At 62.1% G+C, this 26,936-nt stretch carries 29 protein-coding genes; 14 read left to right on the forward strand and 15 right to left on the reverse strand.

The features are described 5' to 3' along the window. Positions 1 to 95 precede the first annotated feature (95 nt). The gene (locus LLJ08_RS15085) at positions 96 to 611 is read left to right on the forward strand and encodes a DUF4142 domain-containing protein (RefSeq protein ID WP_228207382.1); all 516 of its coding nucleotides are present in this window, start codon (positions 96 to 98) and stop codon (positions 609 to 611) included. A 34-nt stretch (positions 612 to 645) separates the two neighbouring features. Here LLJ08_RS15085 and ung read toward each other — a convergent pair whose 3' ends face one another. After that, positions 646 to 1,341, reverse strand: a complete 696-nt coding sequence (ung, locus tag LLJ08_RS15090; RefSeq protein ID WP_228207383.1) for a uracil-DNA glycosylase — start codon at positions 1,339 to 1,341, stop codon at positions 646 to 648. Between the two features lie 251 nt (positions 1,342 to 1,592). Between ung and LLJ08_RS15095 the strand changes: the two genes are divergently transcribed. The 3 genes from LLJ08_RS15095 (at position 1,593) to LLJ08_RS15105 (ending at position 4,977) form a co-directional block, all read left to right on the forward strand. Next, complete coding sequence (locus LLJ08_RS15095; protein ID WP_228207384.1) at positions 1,593 to 2,837, forward strand: ABC transporter substrate-binding protein; 1,245 nt, start codon at positions 1,593 to 1,595, stop codon at positions 2,835 to 2,837. Positions 2,838 to 2,993: 156 nt separating this feature from the next. Then, complete coding sequence (locus LLJ08_RS15100; protein WP_023443970.1) at positions 2,994 to 3,812, forward strand: enoyl-CoA hydratase; 819 nt, start codon at positions 2,994 to 2,996, stop codon at positions 3,810 to 3,812. A gap of 58 nt (positions 3,813 to 3,870) precedes the next feature. Further along, positions 3,871 to 4,977, forward strand: a complete 1,107-nt coding sequence (locus LLJ08_RS15105) for an enoyl-CoA hydratase/isomerase family protein (RefSeq protein ID WP_228208952.1) — start codon at positions 3,871 to 3,873, stop codon at positions 4,975 to 4,977. Between the two features lie 11 nt (positions 4,978 to 4,988). On the opposite strand, the gene LLJ08_RS15110 is transcribed toward LLJ08_RS15105, so the two are convergent. Further along, positions 4,989 to 5,396, reverse strand: a complete 408-nt coding sequence (locus LLJ08_RS15110) for a hypothetical protein (RefSeq protein WP_041014729.1) — start codon at positions 5,394 to 5,396, stop codon at positions 4,989 to 4,991. A gap of 222 nt (positions 5,397 to 5,618) precedes the next feature. On the opposite strand from LLJ08_RS15110, the gene rsxA reads away from it, so the two are divergent. The 8 genes from rsxA to LLJ08_RS15150 all read left to right on the forward strand — a co-directional run bounded on the left by rsxA (position 5,619) and on the right by LLJ08_RS15150 (position 13,210). After that, on the forward strand, positions 5,619 to 6,203 hold the full coding sequence (rsxA, locus tag LLJ08_RS15115; RefSeq protein ID WP_003282096.1) for an electron transport complex subunit RsxA: 585 nt from the start codon (positions 5,619 to 5,621) through the stop codon (positions 6,201 to 6,203). Then, on the forward strand, positions 6,200 to 6,775 hold the full coding sequence (rsxB, locus tag LLJ08_RS15120) for an electron transport complex subunit RsxB (RefSeq protein ID WP_041014730.1): 576 nt from the start codon (positions 6,200 to 6,202) through the stop codon (positions 6,773 to 6,775). Before rsxA ends, rsxB begins: the two co-directional genes overlap by 4 nt. After that, positions 6,772 to 9,639: an electron transport complex subunit RsxC gene (gene rsxC / locus LLJ08_RS15125; RefSeq protein WP_228207385.1), complete on the forward strand. Its 2,868-nt coding sequence runs from the start codon at positions 6,772 to 6,774 to the stop codon at positions 9,637 to 9,639. The genes rsxB and rsxC overlap by 4 nt, the downstream gene beginning before the upstream one ends. Positions 9,640 to 9,759: 120 nt before the next feature. Next, positions 9,760 to 10,788 carry an RnfABCDGE type electron transport complex subunit D gene (locus tag LLJ08_RS15130; RefSeq protein WP_042926734.1) on the forward strand — a complete coding sequence of 343 codons (1,029 nt, stop codon included), beginning with the start codon at positions 9,760 to 9,762 and terminating at the stop codon, positions 10,786 to 10,788. Position 10,789: 1 nt separating this feature from the next. Continuing rightward, positions 10,790 to 11,563, forward strand: a complete 774-nt coding sequence (rsxG, locus tag LLJ08_RS15135) for an electron transport complex subunit RsxG (protein WP_023444739.1) — start codon at positions 10,790 to 10,792, stop codon at positions 11,561 to 11,563. Continuing rightward, positions 11,560 to 12,273, forward strand: a complete 714-nt coding sequence (locus LLJ08_RS15140; protein ID WP_228207386.1) for an electron transport complex subunit E — start codon at positions 11,560 to 11,562, stop codon at positions 12,271 to 12,273. Before rsxG ends, LLJ08_RS15140 begins: the two co-directional genes overlap by 4 nt. A gap of 10 nt (positions 12,274 to 12,283) precedes the next feature. Then, positions 12,284 to 12,922, forward strand: a complete 639-nt coding sequence (gene nth / locus LLJ08_RS15145; RefSeq protein WP_014819502.1) for an endonuclease III — start codon at positions 12,284 to 12,286, stop codon at positions 12,920 to 12,922. Positions 12,923 to 13,030: 108 nt separating this feature from the next. Continuing rightward, a complete protein-coding gene (locus LLJ08_RS15150; protein ID WP_003282969.1) occupies positions 13,031 to 13,210 on the forward strand; it encodes a PA3496 family putative envelope integrity protein in 180 nt (59 codons plus the stop codon). A gap of 39 nt (positions 13,211 to 13,249) precedes the next feature. Here LLJ08_RS15150 and gloA read toward each other — a convergent pair whose 3' ends face one another. The 3 genes from gloA to LLJ08_RS15165 form a co-directional block, all read right to left on the reverse strand. After that, on the reverse strand, positions 13,250 to 13,642 hold the full coding sequence (gloA, locus tag LLJ08_RS15155; protein ID WP_003282968.1) for a lactoylglutathione lyase: 393 nt from the start codon (positions 13,640 to 13,642) through the stop codon (positions 13,250 to 13,252). Positions 13,643 to 13,737: 95 nt separating this feature from the next. After that, on the reverse strand, positions 13,738 to 14,955 hold the full coding sequence (locus LLJ08_RS15160) for an argininosuccinate synthase (RefSeq protein WP_041014740.1): 1,218 nt from the start codon (positions 14,953 to 14,955) through the stop codon (positions 13,738 to 13,740). A gap of 87 nt (positions 14,956 to 15,042) precedes the next feature. After that, entirely contained in the window at positions 15,043 to 15,933 is an 891-nt protein-coding gene (locus LLJ08_RS15165) for a flagellar protein MotY (RefSeq protein WP_228207387.1), read from the reverse strand. Between the two features lie 164 nt (positions 15,934 to 16,097). On the opposite strand from LLJ08_RS15165, the gene pyrC reads away from it, so the two are divergent. Together pyrC and rnt are read left to right on the forward strand one after the other, a co-directional pair. Beyond that, positions 16,098 to 17,141: a dihydroorotase gene (gene pyrC / locus LLJ08_RS15170; protein ID WP_221102897.1), complete on the forward strand. Its 1,044-nt coding sequence runs from the start codon at positions 16,098 to 16,100 to the stop codon at positions 17,139 to 17,141. After that, the gene (rnt, locus tag LLJ08_RS15175; protein ID WP_023444744.1) at positions 17,138 to 17,812 is read left to right on the forward strand and encodes a ribonuclease T; all 675 of its coding nucleotides are present in this window, start codon (positions 17,138 to 17,140) and stop codon (positions 17,810 to 17,812) included. Before pyrC ends, rnt begins: the two co-directional genes overlap by 4 nt. Positions 17,813 to 17,930: 118 nt before the next feature. On the opposite strand, the gene thrC is transcribed toward rnt, so the two are convergent. The 10 genes from thrC to ffh all read right to left on the reverse strand — a co-directional run bounded on the left by thrC (position 17,931) and on the right by ffh (position 26,896). Beyond that, a complete protein-coding gene (gene thrC, locus LLJ08_RS15180; RefSeq protein WP_228207388.1) occupies positions 17,931 to 19,340 on the reverse strand; it encodes a threonine synthase in 1,410 nt (469 codons plus the stop codon). An 84-nt stretch (positions 19,341 to 19,424) separates the two neighbouring features. Continuing rightward, positions 19,425 to 20,729 (reverse strand): homoserine dehydrogenase, encoded by a 1,305-nt coding sequence (locus LLJ08_RS15185; RefSeq protein WP_228207389.1) that lies wholly within the window; start codon positions 20,727 to 20,729, stop codon positions 19,425 to 19,427. A gap of 82 nt (positions 20,730 to 20,811) precedes the next feature. Further along, on the reverse strand, positions 20,812 to 21,330 hold the full coding sequence (locus LLJ08_RS15190; RefSeq protein WP_045666546.1) for a GFA family protein: 519 nt from the start codon (positions 21,328 to 21,330) through the stop codon (positions 20,812 to 20,814). 104 nt (positions 21,331 to 21,434) lie between these two features. Further along, the gene (locus tag LLJ08_RS15195) at positions 21,435 to 22,160 is read right to left on the reverse strand and encodes a thioredoxin fold domain-containing protein (RefSeq protein ID WP_023444747.1); all 726 of its coding nucleotides are present in this window, start codon (positions 22,158 to 22,160) and stop codon (positions 21,435 to 21,437) included. 124 nt (positions 22,161 to 22,284) lie between these two features. After that, a complete protein-coding gene (gene xerD / locus LLJ08_RS15200; RefSeq protein ID WP_228207390.1) occupies positions 22,285 to 23,181 on the reverse strand; it encodes a site-specific tyrosine recombinase XerD in 897 nt (298 codons plus the stop codon). A 190-nt stretch (positions 23,182 to 23,371) separates the two neighbouring features. Beyond that, the gene (gene rplS, locus LLJ08_RS15205) at positions 23,372 to 23,722 is read right to left on the reverse strand and encodes a 50S ribosomal protein L19 (RefSeq protein ID WP_003303444.1); all 351 of its coding nucleotides are present in this window, start codon (positions 23,720 to 23,722) and stop codon (positions 23,372 to 23,374) included. A gap of 42 nt (positions 23,723 to 23,764) precedes the next feature. Further along, a complete protein-coding gene (gene trmD / locus LLJ08_RS15210) occupies positions 23,765 to 24,517 on the reverse strand; it encodes a tRNA (guanosine(37)-N1)-methyltransferase TrmD (RefSeq protein WP_228207391.1) in 753 nt (250 codons plus the stop codon). A gap of 5 nt (positions 24,518 to 24,522) precedes the next feature. Continuing rightward, a complete protein-coding gene (gene rimM, locus LLJ08_RS15215; protein ID WP_228207392.1) occupies positions 24,523 to 25,059 on the reverse strand; it encodes a ribosome maturation factor RimM in 537 nt (178 codons plus the stop codon). A 5-nt stretch (positions 25,060 to 25,064) separates the two neighbouring features. Beyond that, complete coding sequence (gene rpsP / locus LLJ08_RS15220) at positions 25,065 to 25,316, reverse strand: 30S ribosomal protein S16 (protein WP_003293628.1); 252 nt, start codon at positions 25,314 to 25,316, stop codon at positions 25,065 to 25,067. 203 nt (positions 25,317 to 25,519) lie between these two features. After that, positions 25,520 to 26,896 carry a signal recognition particle protein gene (ffh, locus tag LLJ08_RS15225; RefSeq protein WP_014821241.1) on the reverse strand — a complete coding sequence of 459 codons (1,377 nt, stop codon included), beginning with the start codon at positions 26,894 to 26,896 and terminating at the stop codon, positions 25,520 to 25,522. Positions 26,897 to 26,936: the final 40 nt, after the last annotated feature.

The following is a 26,936-nucleotide window of genomic DNA, read 5'->3' on the forward strand; positions in this document are numbered from 1 at the left end:
GGCACCTAGTCACAAAAAGGGACGGCAATCTCGCCGCATCGCGCCTTGTGTCTGCCTCCCGGCCAACACAAGTCAGGTGAAGAAAGGAGAACGCAATGACCAGAGCAACCAAAACAATTTTCTCGGGCGCATTCGCCTTGCTGTTCGGAGTAGCGGCTAACCTGGCGCTTGCCGCCGAAGGCGAAAACTTCGTCGACGAGGCTTCGGCCAAAGGTATTGCAGAAATCGAAACGGCAAAGATGGCCCTGGACAAGGGTACGTCGGAGGATGTGAAGCAATTCGCCCAGATGATGATCGGCGACCACACCAAGGCCAATCAGGAGCTTGCGCAACTGGCCCAGGCCAAAGACCTGGAAATGTCCGACGAGGCCACGCTGATGGACAAGGCTAAAGCCATGATCCTGAAGCTGCGTGATGGCGAGAATTTCGACGAAGCCTACGCCAACAATCAGGTCGTCGCTCACGAGCAGACCATCGAGATGTATCAGGACTACGTGGAGGGTGGCGAGAACGCCGACCTGAAGCAATTCGCTCAAAAAACGCTGCCGAAGCTGGAAGAGCATCTCAAGCAGGCCAAGGACCTTCAGGCCAAGCACGGCGCCAAAGACTGACCAAAACCTAGCCCGATACCGCCTGGGTGTCGGGCTAAACCTCAGCCGGAAGTTGCCAGTCGATCACCTGCATCCCCTGCTGCGTGAGAAACTGGTTGGCGCGACTGAAGTGACCGTTACCGATGAATCCGCGGTGCGCCGAGAGAGGCGAAGGATGCACCGACTTCAGCATCAGATGCCGCGTGGCGTCTATCAGTTTCGATTTGGATTGCGCATGGGCGCCCCAAAGCATGAATACCAGGTGCGGACGCCGCTCGCTGACCACCTCAATGATTCGATCGGTGAATAGCTGCCACCCCGCTTTGGCATGCGAACCGGCGACACCCTGTTCCACGGTGAGCGAAGTATTGAGCAATAGCACGCCCTGTTCTGCCCAGTGCTGCAGATAGCCATGCTGAGGGATATCAAGATTCAAGTCGCGCTTGAGTTCCTTAAAGATGTTCTGCAGTGACGGCGGTGGCGCCACGCCCGGCTGTACCGAAAAGCAAAGCCCATGGGCCTGACCGGCACCGTGGTAGGGGTCCTGCCCAAGGATCACTACCTTGACCTGATCGAGCGGCGTGGAATTGAGCGCGTTGAAGATCATCGGCCCCGGCGGAAATATCACCTTGCCCGCAGCCTTCTCTCGCCGAAGGAAAGCGCCAAGCTCAAGCATGTATGGCTTGTCGAACTCCTCGCGCAGCGCTTCTTTCCAGCCAGCCTCCAGCCTGATGCGATCGTCTTGAGTCATGAGCTGTTTCCGGATGGCGTAGCCGCCGAACCCTAGAAAACGCCATCATGGTTGTCAACCGCAAACCGGCGAAATCACGGCGTCACCGCAAGATCCACCCTCCCTCCTTTAGTCATAATCGCACCTGGCTCACGTACTGACGCCGGCGCCGCCTTCGAGCCGCACATAAAGAGTGACGCACGCACCGGCGGCAGGGTAAAAAAGCTAACTGCCAATAAACCAATAACAAAAGCTATAACAAGGAACATGCTATGAACCGGATCACCCTTCTGGCGCTAGGGCTGGGGTTCTGTCTTACGGCTCAGGCTGCTGACCCCATCACGCTCGGCCTCAATTACCCCCGTACCGGCAGCTACAAGGAAGAAGGCCTTGCACAAATGCGCGGAGCCTTGTTGGCAATCGACGAGATCAACGAGGCGGGCGGTGTTCTGGGCCGCCCGCTACGCCTGATTAGCCGCAATACCGCATCCCGCCCCGAAAAGGCCGTTGCGAACGTCGACAAGATGGCGGATGAAGGCGTCGCCATGCTGTTCGGCGGCGTATCCAGCGCGGTGGCCATTGCCGCGAGCAAGCGCGCCAAGGAGCGGGGGCTGCTCTACTTCGGCACCCTGACCTACTCCAACGACACAACTGGCAAGGATGGCCACCGTTACATGTTCCGCGAGTGCAATAACGCATGGATGAGCGCGCGGGTGCTGGGGCAGTATCTGAACGAAAAAATGCCCGGCAAGACCTACTTCTACATCACCTCCGACTATACCTGGGGCCACACCAGCGAGAGCTCGCTGCGCCAGGCGACCGGCACCGTCGACCAGAACAAGCACCATGGGGTCAAGACGGCCTTCCCCGGCGCACGCCTGTCCGACTACCGCGCGGCGCTGGAAAAGGCGGCCAACAGCGGTGCCGAGGTCCTGGTACTGGTCCTGTTTGGCGAAGACATGGTGCGAGCCATGCGTATCGCCGACGAACTCGACTTGAACAAGAAGATGCAGATTGCGGTTCCCAACCTGACGCAGTCCATGGTCGAACTCGCCGGCCCGGACATCATGCGCGGCGTGCTCGGCACCGAGCCCTGGACCTGGCGCGTACCCGAACTCGAAGGTTCCGAACGCGGTAAGGCATTCGTGCGCGACTTCGGTGAGCGTTACCAGACGCACCCATCGAGCTCTGCCGCCTCGGCCTACAGCATCGTCTATCAGTGGGCAGATGCCGCCACTCGCGCCAAGAGCATCGGCAGTGAGCAAGTCATCACGGCCCTGGAAAACCACAGCTACAGCCTGCTCAAGGATCAGCAGCAGTGGCGCGAGTTCGACCACCAGAACGTGCAGACCGTCTACGCCATTCAGGTAAAGCCACGCGAAGAAGTGCTCAAGGATCGCTTCAAGCAGGACTATTTCGAGATCGTCCACCGTTTATCCGGCGAGCAGGCTGCGCCGTCGCTGGCCGAATGGCAGGAAGAGCGTCGCGCGGGCGGGCAGCCGGCTAGGCTACAGTGACAGAACGATGGAGCACCTGGGACAGCACCCAGGCGCTCCATCGGGTCGTCTGACCGACCGGAACGCTGCAACCTCGCTGCATTGAAGGACTCTCAAGAGGAGCGACGTTACCGGTCGCTCGTCAGCGGAGCCCTGAAACGCACGAGGATTTCGACCATGAGCACTGCAGTAGAGCCCTACCAAGCCGGTGTCTTCGACCTGACCCACAAGCTGACCGTGGAAAAGCATGGTCACACCGCCCTCATCACGATCAACCATCCGCCTGCCAACACCTGGGACCGCGAGTCGCTCATCGGGCTCAAGCAGATCATCGACCATCTGAACCACGATGACGAAATCTACGCACTGGTGATCTGCGGTCAGGGCGAGAAGTTCTTCAGCGCGGGTGCGGACCTGAAACTCTTCGCTGATGGTGATCGCAACCGAGCCCGGGAAATGGCCCGCCGCTTTGGCGAAGCCTTTGAGGCGCTGCGCGATTTCCGCGGTGTCTCCATCGCTGCAATCAACGGATTCGCCCTTGGCGGGGGCCTGGAATGCGCACTGGCCTGCGACCTGCGCATCGCCGAGCAGCAGGCGCAAATGGGCTTGCCGGAGGCATCGGTGGGCCTGCTGCCCTGTGCGGGCGGCACCCAGGCACTGGCCTGGCTGGTAGGCGAAGGCTGGGCCAAACGCATGATCCTCTGTGGCGAGCGCATCACGGCAGAAACTGCGCTGCGCATCGGACTGGTGGAGCAGGTGGTCGAGCCCGGCCAGTCGCGTGGCCACGCATTGATGCTCGCATCCCGGGTCGCGCGGCAAAGCCCTGTTGCGGTGCGTGCCATCAAGCCGTTGATCGACGCGGCCCGTAAACGTGTGCCCAATACGCTTGCCGCCGCCGAGCGCGAGGCCTTCGTCGAGCTGTTCGAGGCCGACGACACCCTGGAGGGTGTCAATGCGTTCCTCGAGAAGCGCGACCCTCGCTGGCGCAACCGATGACCGCCGTACCAAACGCAGCCTTACAGGACCTGCCCACCAATCCGGCGCCGAGGATTACATGCACGTCACCTTCGAAGAACGCCCCGCGCTGCATGGCATGCGAATAGCCATTGTCACCCTGGACGCCGCGCAGCAACTCAACGCCCTGAGCCTGCCGATGATCGACGCACTGCTTGACCAGCTTGGCCGCTGGGCCAATGAGCCGGCAGTCGCCTGCGTGCTGTTACGCGGGAACGGTGCCAAGGCGTTCTGCGCCGGTGGCGACGTACGACGCCTTGCAGAGGCCTGCCGAGGCGAGCCCGGAACGGTGCCGGCCTTGGCCGAGCGTTTCTTCGCCGACGAGTACCGCCTCGTCCACCTGCTGCACCATTACCCGAAGCCGCTGATCTGCTGGGGCCATGGCTACGTGATGGGCGGCGGTATGGGGCTCCTGCAGAGCGCGACGATCCGCATCGTTACACCGGATAGTTGGCTGGCGATGCCGGAAGTCGCCATCGGCCTGCATACGGATGTCGGCGCGAGCTGGTTCCTTCCTCGCCTGGCTGGCAGGCTGGGTCTGTTTCTGGGCCTCACCGGCACGCGGGTGAGTGCCCGCGATGCACTGGACATCGGTCTTGCCGACCGCTGCCTGATGGACGAGCAACAGCCCGAACTCATCGAGGGGCTGGTCCAGATCAACTGGCAGGACCAGGCGCACAGCCAGCTGCACAGTCTGTTGCGGGCCTTGTCCAGGCACGCCACTGAACAGCTGCCCGCACCCAGATTGCTGCCACGACGAGAGCGGATCGATGAACTGCTGGACGTGGCTGAGCTCGCGCATGCATGGCAGGCCTTGGCCGCGTTGCAGGATGATTCTGACGAAGTAATCGCGCAGGCCGCTCGCAGCCTGCGCGACGGATGCCCACTGAGCGCCCATCTCGCCTGGCGACAGCAGGAGAAAGGCCGGAAGCTGTCGCTGGGCCAGGCATTGCAGATGGAGTACGCGCTAAGCCTGAATTGCTGTCGCCACCCGGAGTTCGCCGAAGGCGTCCGTGCCCGCCTGATCGACAAGGACAATAGGCCAGGTTGGCATTGGCCGGACGCCCACCACGTTCCGACAGCGGTGATCGAGGCGCACTTCGAGCCGACCTGGGAAGGGGATCACCCACTGACCGTCCTGGCCTGAATGCCCTCTCATCACCGATAGTAGTGCTGGCGGCCGCCCCTATCGTAATGCGGCCGTAGCCGATGATCGCGCCCATCCCTGATCAGCGGCGGACGCTGCTGGCGATGTTCCTGACGCCAGTAGCCACGTCGTTCGAAGCCGCGATGGCGGTCGTAGTATTGCGGCGGAAGCTGACTCTGATAACGCGGCGGCAGGTTGCGCGGGTACTGCGGATAGTGGGAATAAGGGCTTCGCGGGTCGTATTGATGCGGACGGTTGTGCTGACGATAGTCCCGGTCATAGTGTCGCGGCCCCGGGTTGTAGTAGCGCGGACTCTCCGCCTGGAAGACCCAGACGCCGTCTCGCCGCTCCGCATGGGCCTGCAGGCTCATGCCCAGACCGACACAGAGCAGAATAAGCAGTGAAGAACGAATGCTCATGGAAACCACCTCCGATGGCGTCACAGGCTTCGATTCATCAGACCACAACCGTGAGACAGCTGCAGAAACAGCGGACAACCGGCAGCTCTGACACGACGTCATGCGTCGCGCGAGGACCGCGACGGGCCGCCGCACCTTGTATGGCTGCCGCTGCTTCCCGATAATAGCGGCCCTTTAGCCCCACGGCTCTCGCAGAGCGGACGGAACGGGAATAGACCCTAGATGACCGAACTCGCCCTGATCATGGTTAGCGCCATCCTGGTCAACAATTTCGTGCTGGTGCAGTTCCTCGGTCTGTGCCCGTTCATGGGCGTCTCGAAGAAGATCGAGACCGCCATCGGCCTGTCGCTGGCCACCACCTTCGTGCTGACGCTTGCTGCCATGTGCAGCTACCTCGTCCAGCAGTATGTGCTCAAGCCGCTGGACCTCGAATTTCTACGCACCATCAGTTTCATTCTGGTGATCGCGGTGACCGTTCAGTTCACCGAGATGGTGGTGAACAAGACCAGTCCGCTGCTGTACCGCGTACTCGGCATCTTTCTGCCGCTGATCACCACCAACTGCATCGTGCTCGGCGTGGCGCTGCTCAATGCCAACAAGGCCGAATTCACCTTTCTCACCGCCACCGTCAACGGCTTCGCCGCGGGGCTGGGCTTTTCCCTGGTGCTCGTACTGTTCGCCGCCATGCGCGAGCGCATCGCCATTGCCGACGTGCCGAAGTCGTTCCAGGGCGCGGCGATCGGCATGGTCACCGCCGGCCTGATGTCGCTGGCATTCATGGGCTTCACCGGGCTGATCAAGCTATGAGCGCAGTCGTCATCGCGATCCTCGCCCTGCTCGCCCTGTGCTTGCTCGGCGGCGCCATCCTCGGTTTCGCCGCTGTGCGCTTTCGTGTCGAAGGCGATCCGATCGCCGAGCAGATCAATGCCCTGCTACCCCAGACCCAATGTGGTCAGTGCGGTTATCCGGGCTGCAAACCCTACGCCGAAGCCATTGCCGGCGGCGACAAGATCAACAAGTGCCCACCGGGCGGCGAAGCGACCATCCAGGCCCTGGCCGATCTGCTCGATGTCGAGGCGGAGCCGCTGGATGCCGAGGGTGGCGAAAAGGCGCAGATGGTCGCCTACATCCGTGAAGCCGAGTGCATCGGCTGCACCAAGTGCATCCAGGCCTGCCCGGTTGACGCCATCGTCGGTGCCGCGCGGCAGATGCACACCGTGATCATTTCCGAGTGCACCGGCTGCGACCTGTGTGTCGAACCCTGCCCGGTGGACTGCATCGACATGATCGAAGTCGGCAGCAACCTGCAGAGCTGGAAATGGAACCGGCCGCTGGCGCCCGGCCAGCTGATCGCAACTGATCGGGAGCAGGCCGCATGACCGCACTGAAGATCTGGGACATCCACGGCGGCATTCATCCACCGGAACACAAGGATCTGTCCAACCGCACCCCGATCCAGCCGGCCCCGCTGCCCAAGCGCCTGGTCCTGCCACTGACGCAGCACCTCGGAGCGCCGGCCGAGCCCTGCGTCACTCTTGGCGAACAGGTACTCAAAGGTCAGCAGATCGCTGTCGCCAGCGGGTTTGTCAGCGCGCCGCTGCATGCTCCTACCTCGGGAGTGGTCAGCTTCATCGGCCCGCAGCCCTACCCGCACGTATCAGGCATGCTCGCCAACGCGATCGTCATCGACAGCGATGGCGAAGACAAATGGATCGACCTGCATCCGCAGCCGGATTACCGTGAGCTCGAGCGCCCTGCCCTGCTCGAGCTGATTCGCCAGGCCGGCATCAGCGGCCTCGGCGGCGCCGGCTTCCCCACCGCCGTGAAGCTCAGCCCCCCGCCGACCCAGACGATCCGCACGCTGATCATCAATGGCACCGAGTGCGAGCCCTACATCACCGCCGATGACCTGCTGATGCGTGAAAAGGCGGCCGAGCTGGTCGCGGGGATCGAGATACTCGCGCACCTGATTCAGCCGCAAGAGGTACTGATCGGCATCGAGGACAACAAGCCCGAAGCGATCGCCGCAGTGCGGGCTGCCATCGGCGAGCGCCCCTTCACGTTGAAGGTCTTCCCGACCAAGTATCCGTCCGGCGGCGAAAAGCAGCTGATCCAGATTCTCACCGGAGAAGAGGTTCCCAGTGGCGGCTTGCCGGCGGATATCGGCATGCTCTGCCAGAACGTCGGAACCTGCGTCGCCATCCACGACGCCGTGCTCCTCGGCAAGCCTTTGATCTCGCGCATCACCACCCTGACCGGCGAGGCGCTGGCGCGGCCGATGAACGTCGAGGTGCTGATCGGCACCCCCGTGGATGAACTGCTGGCCTTCGCCGGTCTCGATCAGCACAGGCTCAACCGTCTGATCATGGGCGGCCCGATGATGGGCTTCAGCCTGCCATCCCTTGAGGTGCCGGTGGTCAAGACCACCAACTGCCTGCTGGCGAGCACGCTGGAAGAGCTGCCGCCACCGCCGCCCGCTCTGCCGTGCATCCGTTGCGGAGAGTGCGCCGAGGCCTGCCCGGTCAGCCTGCTACCGCAGCAGCTGCATTTCTTTGCCCTCGGCCAGGAGCATGAGCAACTCAAGGCCCATAACCTGTTCGACTGCATCGAGTGCGGCGCCTGCGCCTACGTCTGCCCCTCCAACATCCCCCTGGTGCAGTATTACCGCGCTGCCAAGGGTGAGATCCGCGAGCTGGAGCAGAAGCAGCAGAAGGCCGAGCACTCCAAGCAGCGCTTCGAGCTTCGCCAGGAACGTCTACGGCGCGCCGAAGAACAGAAGGAAGCCGAGCGCAAGGCCCGTGCCGAACGTGCTGCACGCGCCAAGGCGGCGCAAAGCGAGAGCAGCCCGACCGCGACCACAGCCGAGACGGCGGCCCCGGCACAGAAGACCAGCCTTTCCGAAACGCAGAAGAAACTTAAGATCGAGGCCAGCATGGCCCAGGTCGCCCTGAAGAAAGCCGAGAAGCAGCTGGCCACCCATGCCACTGCCGAGCTGGAAGCCCAGGTTGCCGATCTGCGCAACGCCGCCGAGGCCGCGCAGCGTGCGTTGGATGCCGCCATGCAGGCGGACTCCGCTCCGCCCGCCACTGCGCCAGGGCCAGACGATGCCGTTGCGAAAAAAGCCAAGATCGAAGCCGCCATGCTCAAGGCACAGATTCGCAAGCTGGAGAAGATCGAAGCACCGGATGACGATCAGCAAGCCGAACTCGCCCGCCTGCGCCAGCAACTGCACGAAGCAGAGCAGGCCCTTAGTGCCGCGCAGAGCGCAGCGCCCACTCCCGCCGCCAAGTCGGCCGATGACGAAGCACTGAAAAAAGCCAAGATCGAAGCTGCCATGCTCAAGGCGCAGATCCGCAAGCTGGAGAAGGTTGAAACGCCGGACGACGACCAGCAAGCCGAACTCGCCCGCCTGCGCCAGCAACTGCACGACGCCGAACAGGCGCTGACCGCCGCGCAGAGTGCAGCGCCCGCTCCTGCCGCCAAGCCGGCCGATGACGAAGCGCTGAAAAAAGCCAAGATCGAAGCTGCGATGCTCAAGGCGCAGATCCGCAAACTGGAGAAGGTCGAAACGCCGGACGACGACCAGCAAGCCGAACTCGCCCGCCTGCACCAGCAACTGCACGAAGCAGAGCAGGCCCTTAGTACCGCGCAGAGCGCAGCACCCGCTCCCGCCGCCAAGCCGGCTGATGACGAAGCACTGAAAAAAGCCAAGATCGAAGCTGCCATGCTCAAGGCGCAGATCCGCAAGCTGGAGAAGGTCGAAGCACCGGACGACGACCAACAAACCGAACTCGCCCGCCTGCGCCAGCAGCTGCATGAAGCAGAGCAGGACCTCAGTGCCGCGCAGAATTCGGCGCCAACACCGGATGCGAAGCCAGCCGCTGACGATGCACTGAAGAAAGCCAAGATCGAACTGGCGATGAAGCGCGCCGAACTCAAGAAAGCCGAGAAAGCCGGCGCCGAAGAACCGGAGCTCAGTCGTCTGCGTGATGCGCTGAGCGCAGCGGAGCAAGCGCTGCACGCTGCCGAGGATGCTTCGCATAAACCCGCGCCCGAGCTGGTACGGACCAGCAAGCCGGGAGTCGATGATCGCCAGCGAGCGCTCAAGACCGAGCTCGCCTTTGCCCGAGCCGATCTGCGCAAGCTTGAGCGCGACGAGAACGCAGAGTCCGCTGCAATAGACGCTGCCCGCGCACGGTTGAGCGAGGCGGAACGCCAGATGGCGGAATATCAGGACTCATGAACCCACGGCTCGACACGGCAGCAACCTTCGTCGCCTGGGTGAAACACCAACACATAGAACGGACACAAGGCGTAGGCTCCCCAGCCTGCACCCAGTCAACGCGTTAGAACCGGAGAGCCAATGGCCCTGCCCCGCATCACTTCGCCCCATGCCAAGGGCCCCAGCCGTACCCAGCGCGTCATGCTGCTGGTGCTCGCGGCTACCCTGCCCGGCGTGATCGTGCTGACCTGGCTTTACGGCGCCGGTACGTTGATCAACATGGCCTGGGCCTGCGCGGCCGCTCTTGGTTTCGAAGCAGCGATTCTGAAGCTGCGCCAGCGTCCGGTAGGCTTCTTTCTCCGCGATGGCAGCGTGCTGGTTACCGCTGTGTTGCTGGCCCTCGCGCTGCCGCCCTACTCACCCTGGTGGCTGACACTGATTGCCACTGGTTGCGCGGTGGTCTTCGGCAAACAGCTGTATGGCGGCCTCGGCCAGAACCCCTTCAACCCGGCGATGATCGGCTATGTGGTGGTGCTGATTTCCTTCCCGGTCGAAATGACAACCTGGCCTGTGCCGCACAGCGTCGGGCTGGGTGCCGGCCTGCAGCACATCCTCGGGATCGCCTCGCTGCCCGATGGCTGGACCCAGGCCACGGCCCTCGACGTACTGAAGGTGAACAAAAGCCTGACCATCGACGAGCTGTGGAGCAATCCGGCGTTCGGCCACTTTGGCGGTATCGGTTCGGAGGTGGTGAACCTGGCTTTCCTGGCCGGCGGCCTGTTCCTGCTGCACAAAAGGCTGTTCAGCTGGCATGCGCCAGTGGGCATGCTCGCCGCGCTGGTGGTGATGAGCCTGGTGTTCTGGAATGGCTCGGGCTCCGATAGCAACGGCTCGCCGCTGTTCCATCTGCTCAGCGGCGCCACCATGCTCGGCGCGTTCTTCATCGTCACCGATCCGGTCAGCAGCGCCACCAGCCCGCTCGGGCGTCTCATCTTCGGTGTTGGCGTCGGCATTCTGGTCTACGTCATCCGCGCCTGGGGCGGCTATCCGGATGGCGTGGCCTTCGGCGTATTGCTGATGAACCTGGCGGCACCCACTATCGATTACTACACCCGCCCGCGCACCTACGGCCACCGCAAGGCCGAGCGCGGCTTCAAGCTGGGCGAATGACATGATGCTTCCGGAAATCAGCCGTTCCATGCTGAAGAACGCCGCGGTGCTGGGCCTGTTCGCAATTGTCACCGTAGGCGCGGTGACGCTGCTTCAGCAGGGAACCGCCGAACGCATCCAGGCCGCCGAACGCGCCGCACAGGTTCGCGCACTGGGTGAAATTCTGCCCGCAGGCAGTTATGACAATCACCTGCTCGACGACAGCGTGCCGATCCAGGACCGCTTGCTCGGCAACAAGAGCCCTCTGCCCGCTTATGTCGCCATCAAGGATGGCCGGCCAAGCGCCGTGATCCTCCAGGCCATCGCGCCGGATGGCTACAGCGGCGCGATTCACCTGCTGGTGGGCATCCACGCCGACGGCCGGGTCGCCGGTGTCCGCGTCATCGGCCATCGTGAAACGCCAGGACTCGGCGACAAGATCGAACTGGCGAAAAGTCCTTGGATTCGCAGTTTCGAAGGCAAGTCGCTGAGCAGCCCCGAGGCCGAAGGCTGGGCAGTGAAGAAGGATCGCGGCGAGTTCGACCAGTTCGCCGGCGCCACCATCACCCCCCGCGCCGTGGTCGGCGCCGTGCACCGCGCCTTGCAGTACTTCGATGCGCACAAGGCCGAGCTGCTAGCAACCGGCGGCGAGACGACCGGGGCAGTTGGCGACGCCTTGGAAAGCCGCACCGAGCCCGCCGGAGCCACCGTCCACTCACGCGCCGGAAGTGCCGCCACCCGCGACGAGCTGCAAACCAACGAGCCTGAAGCCGAGCCGCAAGGGGATCAGCCATGAGCGCACCTAGCTATCGCGAACTGACCGTCAACGGACTGTGGAAGAACAACCCGGCGCTGGTCCAGCTGCTCGGGCTCTGTCCGCTGCTCGGCGTCAGCAACTCGGCGGTCAACGCACTCGGACTCGGCCTGGCGACGATGCTGGTGCTGACCTGTTCGAACATCGGCGTATCGCTGGTGCGCGGCGTGGTCAACACCGCGGTGCGTCTGCCGGCATTCGTGATGATCATCGCCGCGCTGACCACCTGCATTGAGCTACTGATGCAGGCCTTCACCTACGAGCTGTACCAGATCCTCGGCATCTTCATCCCGCTGATCACCACCAACTGCGTCATCCTTGGACGCGCCGACGGGTTCGCCGCCAAACACAATCCGCTGATCGCAGGCTTCGACGGCCTGGTCATGGGCATCGGCTTCTGTCTGGTTCTGGTGGTGCTCGGCGGCCTGCGCGAACTGTTCGGCACCGGTGCGCTGTTCGCCAACATGCACCTGCTGTTCGGCACGATCGCCGCTGACTGGCAGATCACTCTGTTCAGCGACTACAAGGGCTTCCTGTTGGCGATTCTGCCGCCTGGTGCCTTCATCGTGCTCGGCCTGCTGATTGCGCTGAAGAACCGGATCGACCAGCAGCTTGCCGAACGTGCCCGCGCCACCCAGCCCGCTGCGCCGGCCACCAGCCGCCGCGTACGCGTAACCGGTGTGATCGAGTGAGCCCGTTCCGATGAATGCCGAAAAACGTCGGGAAATCTTCCGGCGCTTGCATGAAGACAACCCCGAGCCGAAGACCGAGCTGGCCTACAGCACGCCCTTCGAGCTGCTGATCGCCGTGATCCTCTCGGCCCAGGCCACCGATGTCGGCGTGAACAAGGCCACTGCCAGGCTCTACCCCGTGGCCAACACCCCGGAGGCGATCTACGCCCTCGGCTACGACGGCCTGTGCGAGTACATCCGCACCATCGGCCTGTATCCGAGCAAGGCGAAGAACGTCATCGAGACCTGTCGCATCCTGATCGAGAAGCATGGCGGCCAGGTGCCGGACAATCGCGAGGATCTGGAAGCCCTCCCCGGGGTGGGTCGCAAGACCGCCAACGTGGTACTGAACACGGCATTCCGCCAATTCACCATGGCGGTGGACACGCACATCTTCCGGGTCAGCAACCGCACCGGCATCGCCCCAGGCAAGAACGTTCTGGAGGTCGAACGCAAGCTGATTCGTTTCGTACCGAAGGATTATCTGCTCGACGCACACCACTGGCTGATCCTGCACGGACGCTATGTCTGCAAGGCGCGCAAACCACTATGCGGCAGCTGTCGGATCGAGGATCTCTGCGAATACAGGCACAAGACTTCGGACGATTGAGCGCGCTAGCGAAAAGCTTGCATCGCGATTGAAAAAAACTTTTTTACCGGCTCCCGATTTGCGGCTATAAGGTGCGCCAAGAGCGCCCCGTAGCCTTGGAGTGAACAAGTGGCCGAGAAAGAAGACATTCAGATCGAAGACGATTTCATCGCCGAAGATGACGATGAGAGCAGCGAAGCTCCCGTCGAGGTCGCCAAGACCAATCTGACCAAGCGCCGAATCATCGACAACCTGCTGGAGGAACGCCGCCTGCAGAAACAGTTGAACGACTTCGACTTCGATCTATAAAAGAAAAAGCCCCGAAAGGGGCTTTTTCATATCTACCGATCAGTCAGCGCGCTTCGGCGATAACAGTTCTATCTTGTAGCCATCCGGGTCTTCAACGAAGGCCAGAATGCTCGAACCGTGCATCATCGGCCCCGGCTCCCGGGTGATCTTGCCGCCACGGGCGCGGATGTCCTCGCAGGCCTTGTAGACATCTTCCACTTCCAGGGCGATGTGGCCGTAGCCATTACCCAGCTCGTAGGTCTCGACCCCCCAGTTGTGGGTCAGCTCGATGACGCTGTTGTGCGCCTCGTCGCCGTAACCGACGAAGGCGAGCGTGAATTTGCCGTCCGGATAGTCTTTGCGGCGCAGCAGGGTCATGCCCAGCACTTCGGTGTAGAAGGCGATGGACTTTTCCATATCGCCGACACGCAGCATGGTATGCAGCAGTCTCATGATTCAGGTCTCCTCGTTCGGCAGCGCTTGTGGCAGTGCAGAAAGTACAACCCCGGCACATGGCCGGGGTCGGTTTGCTCAGGCGCGCCAGCTTATCAGAACTGGGTGCGGCCCTTGCCGGCAGCGATGCGCATGCGCAGGGCGTTGAGCTTGATGAAGCCGCCGGCGTCCGCCTGGTTGTAGGCGCCGCCATCCTCTTCGAAGGTCGCAATGTTGGCGTCGAACAGCGAATCGTCGGACTTGCGGCCGACGACGATGACGTTGCCCTTGTACAGCTTCAGGCGCACGACGCCGTTCACGTTGACCTGGGAAGCGTCGATCATCTGCTGCAGCATGCTGCGCTCGGGACTCCACCAGTAGCCGTTGTAGATCAGGCTGGCGTACTTGGGCATCAGCTCGTCTTTCAGGTGCGCGACCTCGCGGTCGAGGGTGATCGACTCGATTGCGCGGTGGGCCTTGAGCATGATGGTGCCGCCGGGCGTCTCATAGCAGCCGCGGGACTTCATGCCGACATAGCGGTTCTCGACGATGTCGAGGCGGCCGATGCCATTTTCGCCGCCGATGCGGTTCAGCTCGGCCAGGACCTGAGCTGGAGTCATGTCCTTGCCATCGATGGCGACGATGTCGCCCTTGCGGTAGGTCAGTTCGATGTAGGTGGGGGTGTCCGGCGCCGCTTCCGGCGACTTGGTCCAGCGCCACATGTCTTCTTCGTGCTCGGTCCAGGTGTCTTCCAGCACACCGCCCTCGTAGGAGATGTGCAGCAGGTTGGCATCCATGGAGTAAGGCGACTTCTTCTTGCCGTGGCGCTCGATCGGGATGGCATGCTTCTCGGCGTAGTCCATCAGCTTCTCGCGCGACAGCAGATCCCACTCGCGCCAGGGAGCGATCACCTTGACGCCCGGCTTCAGCGCATAGGCGCCCAGCTCGAAGCGCACCTGGTCGTTACCCTTGCCGGTGGCACCGTGGGAGATGGCATCGGCACCAGTCTCGTTGGCGATCTCGATCAGGCGCTTGGCGATCAGCGGACGGGCGATGGAGGTACCCAGCAGGTACTCGCCTTCGTAAACGGTGTTGGCACGGAACATGGGGAAGACGAAGTCGCGCACGAACTCTTCGCGCAGGTCGTCGATGTAGATTTCCTTGACGCCCAGAGCCTGCGCCTTGGTGCGCGCTGGCTCGACTTCTTCGCCCTGGCCGAGGTCGGCGGTGAAGGTCACCACTTCACAGTTATAGGTGTCTTGCAGCCACTTCAGAATCACCGAGGTGTCCAGGCCACCGGAATAGGCCAGAACTACCTTCTTAACGTCCGCCATGCCATCAGCTCCACGGGTTGTACGGAAAGCCTGCGATTCTACCGGTCATGGGCTGGCTTTTACAGGGGCGCGCCGCTGCCGCGGCAATCAAGACGACGGGGCGGCGGGAGCCGAGGGCGCAGGAGGCGCCGCTTCTCGCGCCAGGCGCAAGGTGACACGCCGATTCTTCGCACGATTGGCCTCGCTGCTGTTGGCCACCAGCGGATAGCGCTCGCCATGGAAGCGCAGGTTGATCTGCTCCAGCGCTATGCCGTTGGCGACCAGATACTCCTGAACCGCCAGTGCGCGACGGCGCGACAGATCCCGATTGAGCAGGCGATTGCCGCTGTTGTCCGAGTGGCCATCCAGTTCGATGCGATTCACACTGGGATCGGCGCGCATGTACTGCAGAACGACATCGAGCCTGGCGCGCCCCTGAGCGTCCAGCACCACATCGCTGCTCGGGAAACCGATCTGCGACTGGCGCACCTGATCGAAATTGACTGGCAGCAGCTTGGCCGTACAGGCGCGGTAGTCCTCGTAAGCCTTGCCGAAGCGCGCCGGCAACAGGCGAATCTCCAGGGTATCGCCGCCGTGCATGGTGCGATGCCGAACCACCGGACTACGCCCTTCGAGCAGGCCGCTGAGCAGGCGCCCGGCCTGTAGCTGGGTGCTGTTGAACGGAATATCGCCACCACTCACGGTGACCACGCCGAGATTGATATCACTGCGCGACGGTTGCCAAGGCGCCGCTGCGGCAAGCAGTGTCGCCGAGCCGGCGCCAAGCCAGCGCTCCGGCGAGTGCAGACGAAAGACCGCCTGTTCGCCGGCACGCCTGACGAACTCGCCGCTGCCGAAACCGGCGATGGGCTGGGTCAGTCGGCACTCGAACTGATCGCCCTCCACTTGCCATTGCACCCGTTCCAGCCGCGTCTGGAATGTCAGGGCGTTGGCCGGTGAAGCGAGCAGGCACAACAGTACGAGGGGGCGCAGGCGCACGATGAACTCCGAGAGGATGCGTATTCCTTCTAGGTATCGGTGCCCGACCGGCAAACTTGAGCGTGTCACGGTCAGTGCCCAAGCCTGGCAGACGAAGGCAAGATGCCGTCTCCGGGCTTTTCCGGTAGCATTCGCGCACGTTTCACCCGCCTGGAAACCCCTGCATGTCCGACCGACTCACCCTGCTGCGCCCCGACGACTGGCACATCCACCTGCGCGACGGCGCCGCCCTGCCTCACACCGTCGCGGATGCTGCTCGCCAGTTCGCCCGCGCCATCATCATGCCGAACCTGGTGCCACCGGTACGCAATGCCGACGAGGCCGAAGCCTATCGCCAGCGCATCCTGGCGGCTCGGCCGGCCGGCAGTGATTTCACGCCATTGATGGTGCTCTATCTCACCGACAGCACCAGTTCCGACGATATCCGCCAGGCCAAGGCCAGCGGCTTCGTGCATGCCGCCAAGCTATATCCGGCAGGCGCGACCACCAACTCCGCTTCCGGCGTAACCGCGATCGACAACATCTTCGGTGTGCTGGAAACCATGGCCGAGGTCGGCCTGCCTTTGCTGGTCCACGGCGAGGTCACGCGCAGCGAGATCGATATCTTCGATCGCGAGAAGCACTTCATCGACGAGCAGTTGAGTCGCGTCACCGCGCGCTTCCCAACCCTCAAAGTGGTGTTCGAGCACATCACCACCCGTGACGCCGTGCAGTTCGTCCAGGCGGCAGGCACCAACGTCGGCGCCACCATCACCGCGCACCACCTGCTGTACAACCGCAACCACATGCTGGTCGGCGGCATTCGTCCTCACCTTTTCTGCCTGCCGGTGCTCAAGCGCAACGTTCACCAGGAAGCCCTGCTGGATGCCGCCACCAGCGGCAACCCGAAGTTCTTCCTCGGCACCGACTCGGCCCCCCACGCACAGCACGCCAAGGAAGCTGCCTGCGGTTGTGCTGGGTGCTATACCGCGCATGCGGCCATCGAGCTGTACGCCGAAGCCTTCGAGCAGCGGCAGGCGCTGGACAAACTGGAACCCTTTGCCAGTCACTTCGGTCCGGATTTCTACGGTCTGCCGCGCAACACCACGCAGATCACCCTGGTGCGCGAGGCGTGGAACGTGCCGGCCAATCTGCCATTCGGTGAGCAGGTCGTCGTGCCGCTGCGTGCCGGGGAACGACTGCACTGGCGTCTGGAGACGAACGCATGAGCGAAGAACACTTCGAAGACGAGCTCGAAGAGCACCTGCCGGGCAAACCCCGCTCGCCGATGGCGCGGCGTTTCCGTGGTTTCCTGCCAGTGGTGATCGATGTCGAGTGCGGCGGCTTCAACAGCGCAACGGATGCGCTGCTGGAAATTGCGGCCGTGACCATCGGCATGGACGAGCAAGGCCTGCTGTACCCGCAGGACACCTTGTTCTACCGCGTGGAGCCTTTCGCTGGCGCCAACATCGAGGCAGCCGCGCTGGAGTTCACCGGCATCAAGCTCGACCATCCGCTGCGCATGGCCGTGCCCGAATCGCAGGCGCTGACCGATATCTTTCGCAGCGTGCGCAAGGCGGTGAAATCCGCCGGCTGCAAGCGCGCGATTCTGGTCGGTCATAACAGCAGCTTCGATCTGGGCTTTCTCAACGCAGCGATCGCTCGTTGCGAGATCAAGCGCAACCCGTTCCACCCCTTCTCCAGCTTCGACACCGCCACCCTCGCTGGCCTTGCCTACGGTCAGACCGTGCTGGCCAAGGCCTGCCAGGCCGCCGGGATCGACTTCGACGGCCGCGAGGCGCACTCGGCCCGGTACGACACCGAGAAGACTGCCGAGCTGTTCTGCGGCATCGTCAATCGTTGGCGGGAAATGGGCGGTTGGGAAGAGTTCGACGAGTAACGTCCGGGATACGGGGCATCGGGGCGAAGGCCCGCTTCGGAACGCCAGCAGTCGAAATCGACGCTGTAAACGAAAAAAGGCCAGTCATGCGACTGGCCTTTTTTGTATTACCGCAGCGTTACAGCGGCTTGCCCCGGTTGCCGTGCTGGCCAACGAAGGCTTGAACGGCCTTCAGTTCGTTCGGCAGCACCGTGCAACGCTCGCTGCGTTCGAACAGATCAGCCAGGTGCGCCGGCAGGGCAAGTGCCTGGCCAATACCCGCCTTCTCCACCGCATCCGGGAATTTCACCGGGTGCGCGGTGCCCAGTGTCACCATCGGGACGCTCAGGCTGCGACGGCATTCGCGTGCGGCATGCACGCCGATGGCCGTATGCGGATCGAGCACCTCGCCGGTTTCCTTGAAGACCTGAGCGATGGTGGCGCAGGTCTGCCCGTCATCCACGGCCAGCGAATCGAACAGCTTGCGCGCTTCGGCCCAGCGTTCCTCTTCCACCGACAGCTTGCCGCTGGCACGGAAACCATCCAGCAGTTCGGCCACGGCCTTGCCATTGCGACCATGCAGGTCGAACAGCAGACGCTCGAAGTTCGACGACACCATGATGTCCATCGACGGCGACAGCGACGCGTGCAGGGTGTCCTTGTCGTAGCGGTTGCCGGACATGAAGCGATGCAGGATGTCGTTGCGGTTGGTGGCAACGATCAACTGGTTGATCGGCAGGCCCATGTTGCGCGCCAGATAGCCGGCAAAGATGTCGCCGAAATTGCCGGTCGGCACCGAGAACGCCACGGAGCGCGCCGGACCGCCGAGCTGCAGCGCAGCGTGGAAGTAGTAGACGATCTGGGCCATGATCCGCGCCCAGTTGATCGAGTTGACTGCCACCAGACGGGTGCCCTTGAGGAAACCCTGGTCCGCAAAGCTGGCCTTGACCATCTCCTGGCAGTCGTCGAAGTTGCCTTCGATGGCGATGTTGTGAATGTTGTCGCCGAGAATGGTGGTCATCTGCCGGCGCTGCACCTCGGATACGCGGTTGTGCGGGTGCATGATGAAGATGTCGACGTTGTCGCAGGCCTTGCAGCCTTCGATGGCCGCCGAACCGGTATCACCGGAGGTGGCGCCCATGATCACCACGCGCTCGCCACGCTTGGCCAGCACGTGATCGAGCAGACGACCGAGCAGCTGCAAGGCGAAATCCTTGAACGCCAGGGTTGGGCCGTGAAACAGCTCCAGCACCCACTCGTTGCCGTTCAGCTGACGCAGCGGGGCGATGGCGCTATGGGCGAAGACGCCATAGGTTTCTTCGAGGATTCGCTTGAAGTCGGCGTCCGGAATGCTGCCGGCAACGAACGGGCGCATGACCCGAAAGGCCAGCTCGTGATACGGCAGGCCGGCCCAGGAGGCAATTTCTTCCACGGTGAACCGCGGCAGGTTCTCCGGCACGTACAGGCCGCCATCGCTGGCCAGGCCGGCCAGCAGGACGTCTTCGAAGTTCAAGGCCGGCGCCTGGCCGCGAGTGCTGATGTAGCGCATTTGTTCAAACCTTCGGTTCGAGCGGCAGGCTGGCGCTGCAGGTATCAGGCTGTTCCTTGCCTGCAGCTGCGGCCTGCGGCTTGGTTAGTTGAGCTGTTCGACGCGAATGCGCACGACCTTGTCCGCCACATCATCGAGGGCTTCCAACGCAGCGATAGCATCGTCGATACGCTGCTCGACCACTCGATGGGTCACCAGAATCACAGGAACCAGACCGTCCTGGACTTCGGCCTCCTTCTGCATGATCGACTCGATGTTGATGCCACGCTCGGAGAGAATGGTTGCCACCTGAGCCAGCACGCCCGGATGGTCCTTGGCCTGGATGCGCAGGTAGTAGGCGCTCTCGCAGGCACTGATCGGCAGAATTGGATGATCGGACAGCGAGTCGGGCTGGAACGCCAGATGCGGCACGCGATTGTTCGGATCGGTGGTCAGGGCCCGGGTCACATCCACGAGGTCGGCCACGACTGCCGAAGCGGTCGGCTCCATGCCTGCACCGGCGCCGTAGTAGAGCGTGCTGCCGACGGCATCGCCATTGACCATGACCGCATTCATCACGCCATTGACGTTGGCGATCAGGCGGTCGGCCGGAATCAGTGTCGGATGAACGCGCAGTTCGATGCCAGCATCGGTGCGGCGGGCGACGCCCAGGTGCTTGATGCGATAGCCCAGCGCTTCGGCGTAATTCACATCAGTCGTGGTCAGGCGCGCGATGCCCTCGGTGTAAGCCTTGTCGAACTGCAGCGGGATCCCGAAAGCGATGGACGCCAGAATCGTCAGCTTGTGCGCGGCATCGATGCCCTCGACGTCGAAGGTCGGGTCGGCCTCGGCGTAGCCGAGTTCCTGGGCTTCCTTGAGAACGTCCTCGAAGGTGCGCCCCTTTTCACGCATCTCGGTGAGGATGAAGTTGCCGGTGCCGTTGATGATTCCCGCCAGCCAGTTGATGCGGTTACCGGCCAAGCCTTCACGAATCGCCTTGATGACCGGAATACCACCCGCGACCGAGGCTTCGAAGGCGACGATTACGCCCTTCTCGCACGCCTTGGCGAAGATTTCGTTGCCATGCACGGCGATCAGCGCCTTGTTGGCGGTGACCACATGCTTGCCATTCTCGATGGCCTTGAGGACGAGTTCCTTGGCCAGGGTGTAACCGCCGATCAGCTCGACGACGATGTCGATTTCGGGGTTGTTCACGACATCGAAGATGTCCGCCGTGATGGCTGTCGTACCGGTATCGCACCTGGGATTCGGGTGCCGGGTGGCAATCTGCGCAACCTCGATTCCGCGCCCGGCACGGCGGGCAATCTCCTCGGCGTTGCGTTTGAGCACATTGAAGGTACCGCCACCGACGGTTCCCAGCCCACAGATGCCAACTTTCACCGGTTTCAAGCTGAACTCCCCATTCACAGCGAGACGACCGGACCTGCCGGTCGACAAAAGAGTCGCACATTACGAAGGGAGCAGCTTTTAGTCAATCAGCCTCGCCTTGCGGCGGGCGCGCCCGATCGTCAAGTTTCAACCGCTGATGCCATTGCGCGAGCGACTCATCCGGGTATTCGGCAAAACAGCGATCATGCCCCTGTACTTGCGGCTCTACCCAACTGGCCTTGGAGTCGAGCATCAAATGCGTGTGCTCCGGCGGGATGGGCAGATCGGTGTCGATCGCCGATGCGAAGGGATGCACCAGCTCGGGCCAGTTCGGATCCCACAACCACAACGCACTGGCGCAGTGTCGACAGAAGTGGCGGCGACCATCACTGATCTTTACCTCGCCAGTCTCGGCATCGGTGATATGCGCCTGGTAGACGCCAAGATGCTCCCGCCCCTCGACCTGCAGGCTTCGATAGTCACCACCAAGATTGATCGCGTAGCCGCCGCCACCCGCTGTCTTGCGACAGATCGAGCAGTAGCAGCGCATGAAAGGATACGGCTGCGCGGATTCAAGGCTGAACCGCACAGCCTGACAGTGACAGGAACCTTCGAGCTTCATCACGACCCTCCTCATTCAGACCCTTAGGGTTTTGAACGCATCAGGCCAGCCAGTTCCACTATCGGCAATCAGCCCGAATGAATCGGACCAATGGCCTCAACGCATTACTCGGCAGCGAGCGCAACTTCTGCTAATTGGGCCGCCGGCTGGTAGCCGGGAATCATCTGACCGTTGGCGAGAATGATGGCAGGCGTGCCCTGGACGCCGATCATCTGGCCAAGCTGATACTGCTTTTCGATAGGCGTCTCGCAGCTGGCTGTGGGCAGATCTTCACGCGCCTTGGCCTTGTTCATGGCGTCCTGGCGATCCTTGGCGCACCACACGCTGGTCAGGGTATTGGCCCCATGGCTACCCATGCCCTGCCGCGGAAACGCGACATAGCGAACCTCAACGCCGAGGCGGTTCAACTGCGAAACCTCGCTGTGCAGCTTCTGGCAGTAGCCACAGTCAGTATCGGTAAATACGGTGATATGGGTCTTGGGTTCCTTGGGCGCGAACACCACCATCTCGCTGGCCGGGATCGAGTTGATCTGCTTGGCCACCGACTTGCTTTGAGCTTGCTCGGTCAGGTTGACGGCCTGACCATCCTTGAACTGGTAGAGATAGCCTTGGATGACGAACTGCCCATCAGCGCTGGCATACAGCTGCCGCCCGCCCTCCAGCTGAACCTGATAAACCCCGGGCATCGGGCTCTCGGCAATAGCCTCGATGGGCATGTCCGGCTGGATCTTCTGCAAAGACTGGCGAATCGCCTGATCCGGATCGGCGGCCATTACAACAACGCTGGCCAGACCTGCAACGGCGGCAGCGAACAAACGAATCACGCCCATGGAAACTCCTGGCAGCGACAATCGGGGAAAGGCGCAAAGCCTATCATAGCCATGCCGTACAAACTGCTAGCTGCTTCTCTGGGCCGCCGCCGAGACCACGGCCTACCAGCGCCGGCGCTCTGCCCTAGCCGCGCGGATGGTGCGCCGCATGCAACTCCTGCAACCGCGCTCGCGCAATGTGGGTGTAGATCTGAGTGGTCGACAGGTCGCTGTGACCAAGCAACATCTGGACGGTGCGCAGATCCGCGCCATGGTTGAGCAAGTGCGTGGCGAAAGCGTGGCGCAAGGTATGCGGTGAAATCGATGCGGCGACACCGGCGACCTTCGCGTGCAGCTTGATCCGGTGCCAGAAGGTCTGGCGTGTCATCTGGCCACCGCGCTGACTGGGAAACAGCACATCACTGGCCTTGCCCGAGAGCAAGAGTTCACGACCATCGCGCTGATAACGCTCCAGCCAGTGCAAAGCTTCATCGCCAAGCGGCACAAGACGCTCTTTATTGCCTTTACCGAACGTTCGCACGACGCCCTGGCGCATGCTGACCTGCTCGAGCGTCAGGCTGATCAACTCGGTAACCCGCAACCCGCAGGCATAAAGCACCTCGAGCATGGCGCGATCACGCAGACCTAACGGCTCTCCAATATCTGGCGCCGCCAGCAATGCCTCTACATCGGCTTCGGACAGCGCTTTCGGCAAGGGACGTCCAAGCCGTGGCAGACCCACGCGCAAGGTCGGATCGACGGCGATCTCGCCCTCGCGTAACAGGTAGCGATAAAAGCCCCGTAAGCCTGACAGAAAGCGCGCCGTGGAGCGCGTCTTGTAACCATTGTTCAGACGCCATGCGAGGTGATCGAGAATGATCTCGCGCCCGGCGGTGGCAAGTCGAACGCCTCGCTCCTCCAGCCAGCCGTTGAACAATGCGAGGTCGCTGCGGTAGGCCTCGCGGCTATTGTCCGCCAGCCCTTTTTCCAGCCAGAGCGCATCGAGGTAACGGTCGATGATGGGGTCGTCGAGTGCAGGCATGACAGCTTCAATCAGAAGGGGTGCAACAGTTTTCCACAGGCGTCCCGATGCAGCCAGAGCGCAAACGAATCGGAATCTCTTCATCCGATCGCCGCCCCAATCGCAGGCACAAGTCTCGCTCCGCCGGAATCAGCAGGCCCTAGAAACGAAAAAAGCAGCCCGAGGGCTGCTTTTTTGCGGAACCGCGGTCTTAGACCAGCTTTTCCTTGATGCGGGCGGCCTTGCCGGACAGCGCGCGGAGGTAGTACAGCTTGGCCTTGCGCACGTCACCGCGACGCTTGACGCTGATGCTGTCGACCATCGGGCTGTAGCTCTGGAAAGTACGCTCGACGCCTACACCGTTGGAGATCTTGCGAACGGTGAAAGCACTGTTCAGACCGCGGTTGCGCTTGCCGATCACGACGCCTTCGAAGGCCTGCAGACGCTGACGCTCGCCTTCCTTCACCTTCACCTGAACGATAACGGTGTCGCCCGGCGCGAACGGCGGGATTTCTTTGTTCATCTGCTCGGCTTCGAGCTGCTGAATGATCTTGTTGGTCATGCTGTGCTCCTAAGGTCAACCCTGTGGGTTGCCATCGATACGTTAACTATCGTCCCGCTGGCGGATGTATTCCGTCAGCAGCTTCTGTTCTTCTCCAGAAAGCGAGCGGCTATCCAGAAGATCGGCGCGTCGCTCCCAGGTCCTTCCAAGGGACTGCTGCAAGCGCCAGCGTCGGATGTGTTCGTGGTTGCCGCTGAGCAGCACATCAGGAACACATTTACCCGCATACACCTCAGGGCGCGTGTAGTGCGGACAGTCGAGCAGGCCGTCGGTGAACGAATCCTCCTCGGCGGAACCAGCATGACCCAGGGCGCCCGGAAGCAGCCTCGTCACGGCGTCGATCAGCACCATTGCCGGCAACTCGCCACCGGACAACACGTAATCACCAATCGACCATTCCTCATCGACATGCGCTTCGATGAAGCGCTCATCAATACCTTCGTAGCGACCGGCAATCAGGATAAGCGCATCCTCTTTTGCCATCTCGCGGACATCAGCCTGTTTCAGCTGGCGCCCCTGCGGCGAGAGGTAGATCACCTTCGCCGTCTCACCCGCAGCCTGTTTGGCGTCAGCCAAGGCAAGCTCGAGCGGCTTGATCTTCATCACCATGCCGGGGCCACCGCCGAATGGGCGGTCGTCCACTGTTTGGTGGCGGTCTTCGGTGTAGCTTCTGGGGTTCCAGCAGCTCAACTGCAACAACCCCTGCTTCACGGCACGACTGGTAATCCCGTAGTCACATATCGCTGCGAACATATCCGGGAAAAGGCTGATGATCTCGACGCGCAAAGCGGACATGCCGTTCAGAAATCCGCGTCCCAATCGACCTGCATCTCGCCCGCTACCAGATCGATCTTCAACACGCATTGATCGGTGTAAGGCAGCAGACGCTCGCGATCGTCCAGGCTTTCAGCACAAGGCTTCACGGCCATCACGTCGTTGGCTCCGGTTTCAAGCAGGTGATCGATCTGACCAAGCAACTGCCCAGCCTGATTGATGACCTTCAAACCCTGAAGCTGATACCAGTAGTACTCACCGTCGTCCAAGGCGGGCAGTTCGCTACGCGGGATGCATATCTCGAAATCGGCGTAGGTACGCGCAACTTCGCGATCATCCAACCCACTCAGCGTTGCCACCAGGATCTTCCCCTGGAGGCGCCCCTTGACCAACTCGACCTGCTTCACCTCGTCGCCTCGCCTCAGCGTCCAGCGTCGATAGCCCAGCAGGTTGTCGATCGGATCAGTAAAGGAATAGACCTTTACGTCACCGCGTACGCCATGCACCGAAACGATCTTGCCGATGACAACCAGGTCATCGACCGGAGCAGACGTTGCGTTCATGAGATTCAGGCAGCGGCCTTGGCAGCTTCCTTCAGCAGCTGAGCAACGCGCTCAGACGGCTGTGCGCCCTGGCTCAGCCAGTAAGTAGCGCGCTCCTGGTTTACAGAAAGCTTCACTTCCGCACCAGTGGCGATCGGGTTGAAGAAACCGATGCGCTCGACGAAGCGACCATCACGCGGGTTGCGGCTGTTGGTCACGGTCAGGTGGTAGAAAGGGCGCTTCTTGGAGCCGCCACGGGCGAGACGAATAGTTACCATGTGAACATCGTTCCTGTAGTCGGTGCTAACTTACTTAAGGCACACACTTAAAATGGGCCTAGGCCCGAAAGGCCGCACATTTTAAGGAATGCCGGGGATTTTGCAAACTCTTTTACTAAAGGTCTCAGCCGGAAGCAGGCGATACCCGGCATCAGGCTGCAGACCGCATTACGTCGCGGCTCAGCGCCGTGACAAGACACTCTCTAGAACTTCGGCATGCCGCCGCCTGGGAACATGCCGCCCATGCCGCGCATCATCTTGGTCATGCCACCCTTGCCGGTGACCTTTTTCATCATCTTCTGCATCTGCTTATGCTGCTTGATCAGCCGGCCGATATCCTGCACCTGGGTACCTGACCCCATGGCGATACGGCGCTTGCGCGATCCACTGATGATGTCAGGATTGCGTCGCTCGGCAGGCGTCATCGAGTTGATGATCGCCTCCATCTGCATGAACTGCTTCTCCGCTGCGCCCTGAGCATGCCCCATCTGCGACAGGTTGACGCCACCAATCGATGGCAGCTTGTCCATCAAGCCACCGAGGCCGCCCATGTTCTTCATCTGCTGCAGCTGATCGCGGAAGTCCTCGAGATCGAACCCTTTGCCCTTCTTGAGCTTCTTGGTGAGCTTCTCGGCCTTCTCGCGATCAAGGGTCTGCTCGGCCTGCTCGATAAGGCTGAGCACATCGCCCATGCCGAGGATGCGAGAGGCGATACGATCCGGATGGAAAGGTTCAAGGGCGTCACTCTTCTCGCCCATGCCGAGGAACTTGATCGGCTTCCCGGTCACGTGCCGCACCGAAAGCGCGGCACCACCACGCGCATCGCCATCCACCTTGGTCAACACCACACCGGTCAGCGGCAGTGCTTCGCCGAACGCCTTGGCGGTGTTTGCCGCGTCCTGGCCCGTCATGGCATCGACTACGAACAGCGTTTCGGCAGGATTGATCGCGGCGTGTACAGCCTGGATCTCGGCCATCATCTCGGCATCAACGGCCAGACGACCGGCAGTATCCACCAGCACCACGTCAATGAACTTGAGCTTGGCTTCACGGATGGCCGCCTGGGCGATCTCCACCGGCTTCTGGCTGATATCGGAAGGGAAGAAGGTCACACCCACTTCGCCGGCCAGGGTTTCGAGCTGCTTGATCGCAGCCGGACGATAGACGTCAGCCGAAACCACCAGCACGCTCTTCTTCTTGCGCTCTTTGAGGAAGCGCGCCAGCTTCCCTACGGTAGTGGTCTTGCCCGCCCCCTGCAGGCCGGCCATCAGCACCACGGCCGGCGGAGTGACCTGAAGCGCCAGGTCCTCGTTGGCCGCGCCCATCAACTCTTCCAGCTCTGCGCGAACGATCTTCACGAACGCCTGACCCGGAGTCAGGCTCTTCGAGACCTCGGTGCCAACAGCGCGCTCCTTGACCCGATTGACGAACTCCTTGACCACCGGCAGTGCGACGTCGGCCTCGAGCAGCGCCATCCGCACTTCACGCAGCGTGTCCTTGATGTTGTCCTCGGTCAGCTTCGCCTTGCCGGTGACGTGGCGAAGCGTTTGTGAGAGGCGGTCGGTTAGGTTTTCGAACATGAGCCATTCCACGCTGGGGTGCTGAAGGGCGAGATTATAG

The sequence above is a fragment of the Stutzerimonas chloritidismutans genome (assembly GCF_020783375.1).
GTDB classification, from domain to species: Bacteria; Pseudomonadota; Gammaproteobacteria; order Pseudomonadales; family Pseudomonadaceae; genus Stutzerimonas; species Stutzerimonas kunmingensis.

Coding starts and splice junctions, on each gene's coding strand:
- LLJ08_RS15085 (WP_228207382.1), top strand. CDS start 96: ATGACCAGAGCAACCAAAACAATTTTCTCGGGCGCATTCGCCTTGCTG.
- ung (WP_228207383.1), bottom strand. CDS start 1,341: ATGACTCAAGACGATCGCATCAGGCTGGAGGCTGGCTGGAAAGAAGCG.
- LLJ08_RS15095 (WP_228207384.1), top strand. CDS start 1,593: ATGAACCGGATCACCCTTCTGGCGCTAGGGCTGGGGTTCTGTCTTACG.
- LLJ08_RS15100 (WP_023443970.1), top strand. CDS start 2,994: ATGAGCACTGCAGTAGAGCCCTACCAAGCCGGTGTCTTCGACCTGACC.
- LLJ08_RS15105 (WP_228208952.1), top strand. CDS start 3,871: ATGCACGTCACCTTCGAAGAACGCCCCGCGCTGCATGGCATGCGAATA.
- LLJ08_RS15110 (WP_041014729.1), bottom strand. CDS start 5,396: ATGAGCATTCGTTCTTCACTGCTTATTCTGCTCTGTGTCGGTCTGGGC.
- rsxA (WP_003282096.1), top strand. CDS start 5,619: ATGACCGAACTCGCCCTGATCATGGTTAGCGCCATCCTGGTCAACAAT.
- rsxB (WP_041014730.1), top strand. CDS start 6,200: ATGAGCGCAGTCGTCATCGCGATCCTCGCCCTGCTCGCCCTGTGCTTG.
- rsxC (WP_228207385.1), top strand. CDS start 6,772: ATGACCGCACTGAAGATCTGGGACATCCACGGCGGCATTCATCCACCG.
- LLJ08_RS15130 (WP_042926734.1), top strand. CDS start 9,760: ATGGCCCTGCCCCGCATCACTTCGCCCCATGCCAAGGGCCCCAGCCGT.
- rsxG (WP_023444739.1), top strand. CDS start 10,790: ATGATGCTTCCGGAAATCAGCCGTTCCATGCTGAAGAACGCCGCGGTG.
- LLJ08_RS15140 (WP_228207386.1), top strand. CDS start 11,560: ATGAGCGCACCTAGCTATCGCGAACTGACCGTCAACGGACTGTGGAAG.
- nth (WP_014819502.1), top strand. CDS start 12,284: ATGAATGCCGAAAAACGTCGGGAAATCTTCCGGCGCTTGCATGAAGAC.
- gloA (WP_003282968.1), bottom strand. CDS start 13,642: ATGAGACTGCTGCATACCATGCTGCGTGTCGGCGATATGGAAAAGTCC.
- LLJ08_RS15160 (WP_041014740.1), bottom strand. CDS start 14,955: ATGGCGGACGTTAAGAAGGTAGTTCTGGCCTATTCCGGTGGCCTGGAC.
- pyrC (WP_221102897.1), top strand. CDS start 16,098: ATGTCCGACCGACTCACCCTGCTGCGCCCCGACGACTGGCACATCCAC.
- rnt (WP_023444744.1), top strand. CDS start 17,138: ATGAGCGAAGAACACTTCGAAGACGAGCTCGAAGAGCACCTGCCGGGC.
- thrC (WP_228207388.1), bottom strand. CDS start 19,340: ATGCGCTACATCAGCACTCGCGGCCAGGCGCCGGCCTTGAACTTCGAA.
- LLJ08_RS15190 (WP_045666546.1), bottom strand. CDS start 21,330: ATGAAGCTCGAAGGTTCCTGTCACTGTCAGGCTGTGCGGTTCAGCCTT.
- LLJ08_RS15195 (WP_023444747.1), bottom strand. CDS start 22,160: ATGGGCGTGATTCGTTTGTTCGCTGCCGCCGTTGCAGGTCTGGCCAGC.
- xerD (WP_228207390.1), bottom strand. CDS start 23,181: ATGCCTGCACTCGACGACCCCATCATCGACCGTTACCTCGATGCGCTC.
- rplS (WP_003303444.1), bottom strand. CDS start 23,722: ATGACCAACAAGATCATTCAGCAGCTCGAAGCCGAGCAGATGAACAAA.
- trmD (WP_228207391.1), bottom strand. CDS start 24,517: ATGTCCGCTTTGCGCGTCGAGATCATCAGCCTTTTCCCGGATATGTTC.
- rimM (WP_228207392.1), bottom strand. CDS start 25,059: ATGAACGCAACGTCTGCTCCGGTCGATGACCTGGTTGTCATCGGCAAG.
- rpsP (WP_003293628.1), bottom strand. CDS start 25,316: ATGGTAACTATTCGTCTCGCCCGTGGCGGCTCCAAGAAGCGCCCTTTC.
- ffh (WP_014821241.1), bottom strand. CDS start 26,896: ATGTTCGAAAACCTAACCGACCGCCTCTCACAAACGCTTCGCCACGTC.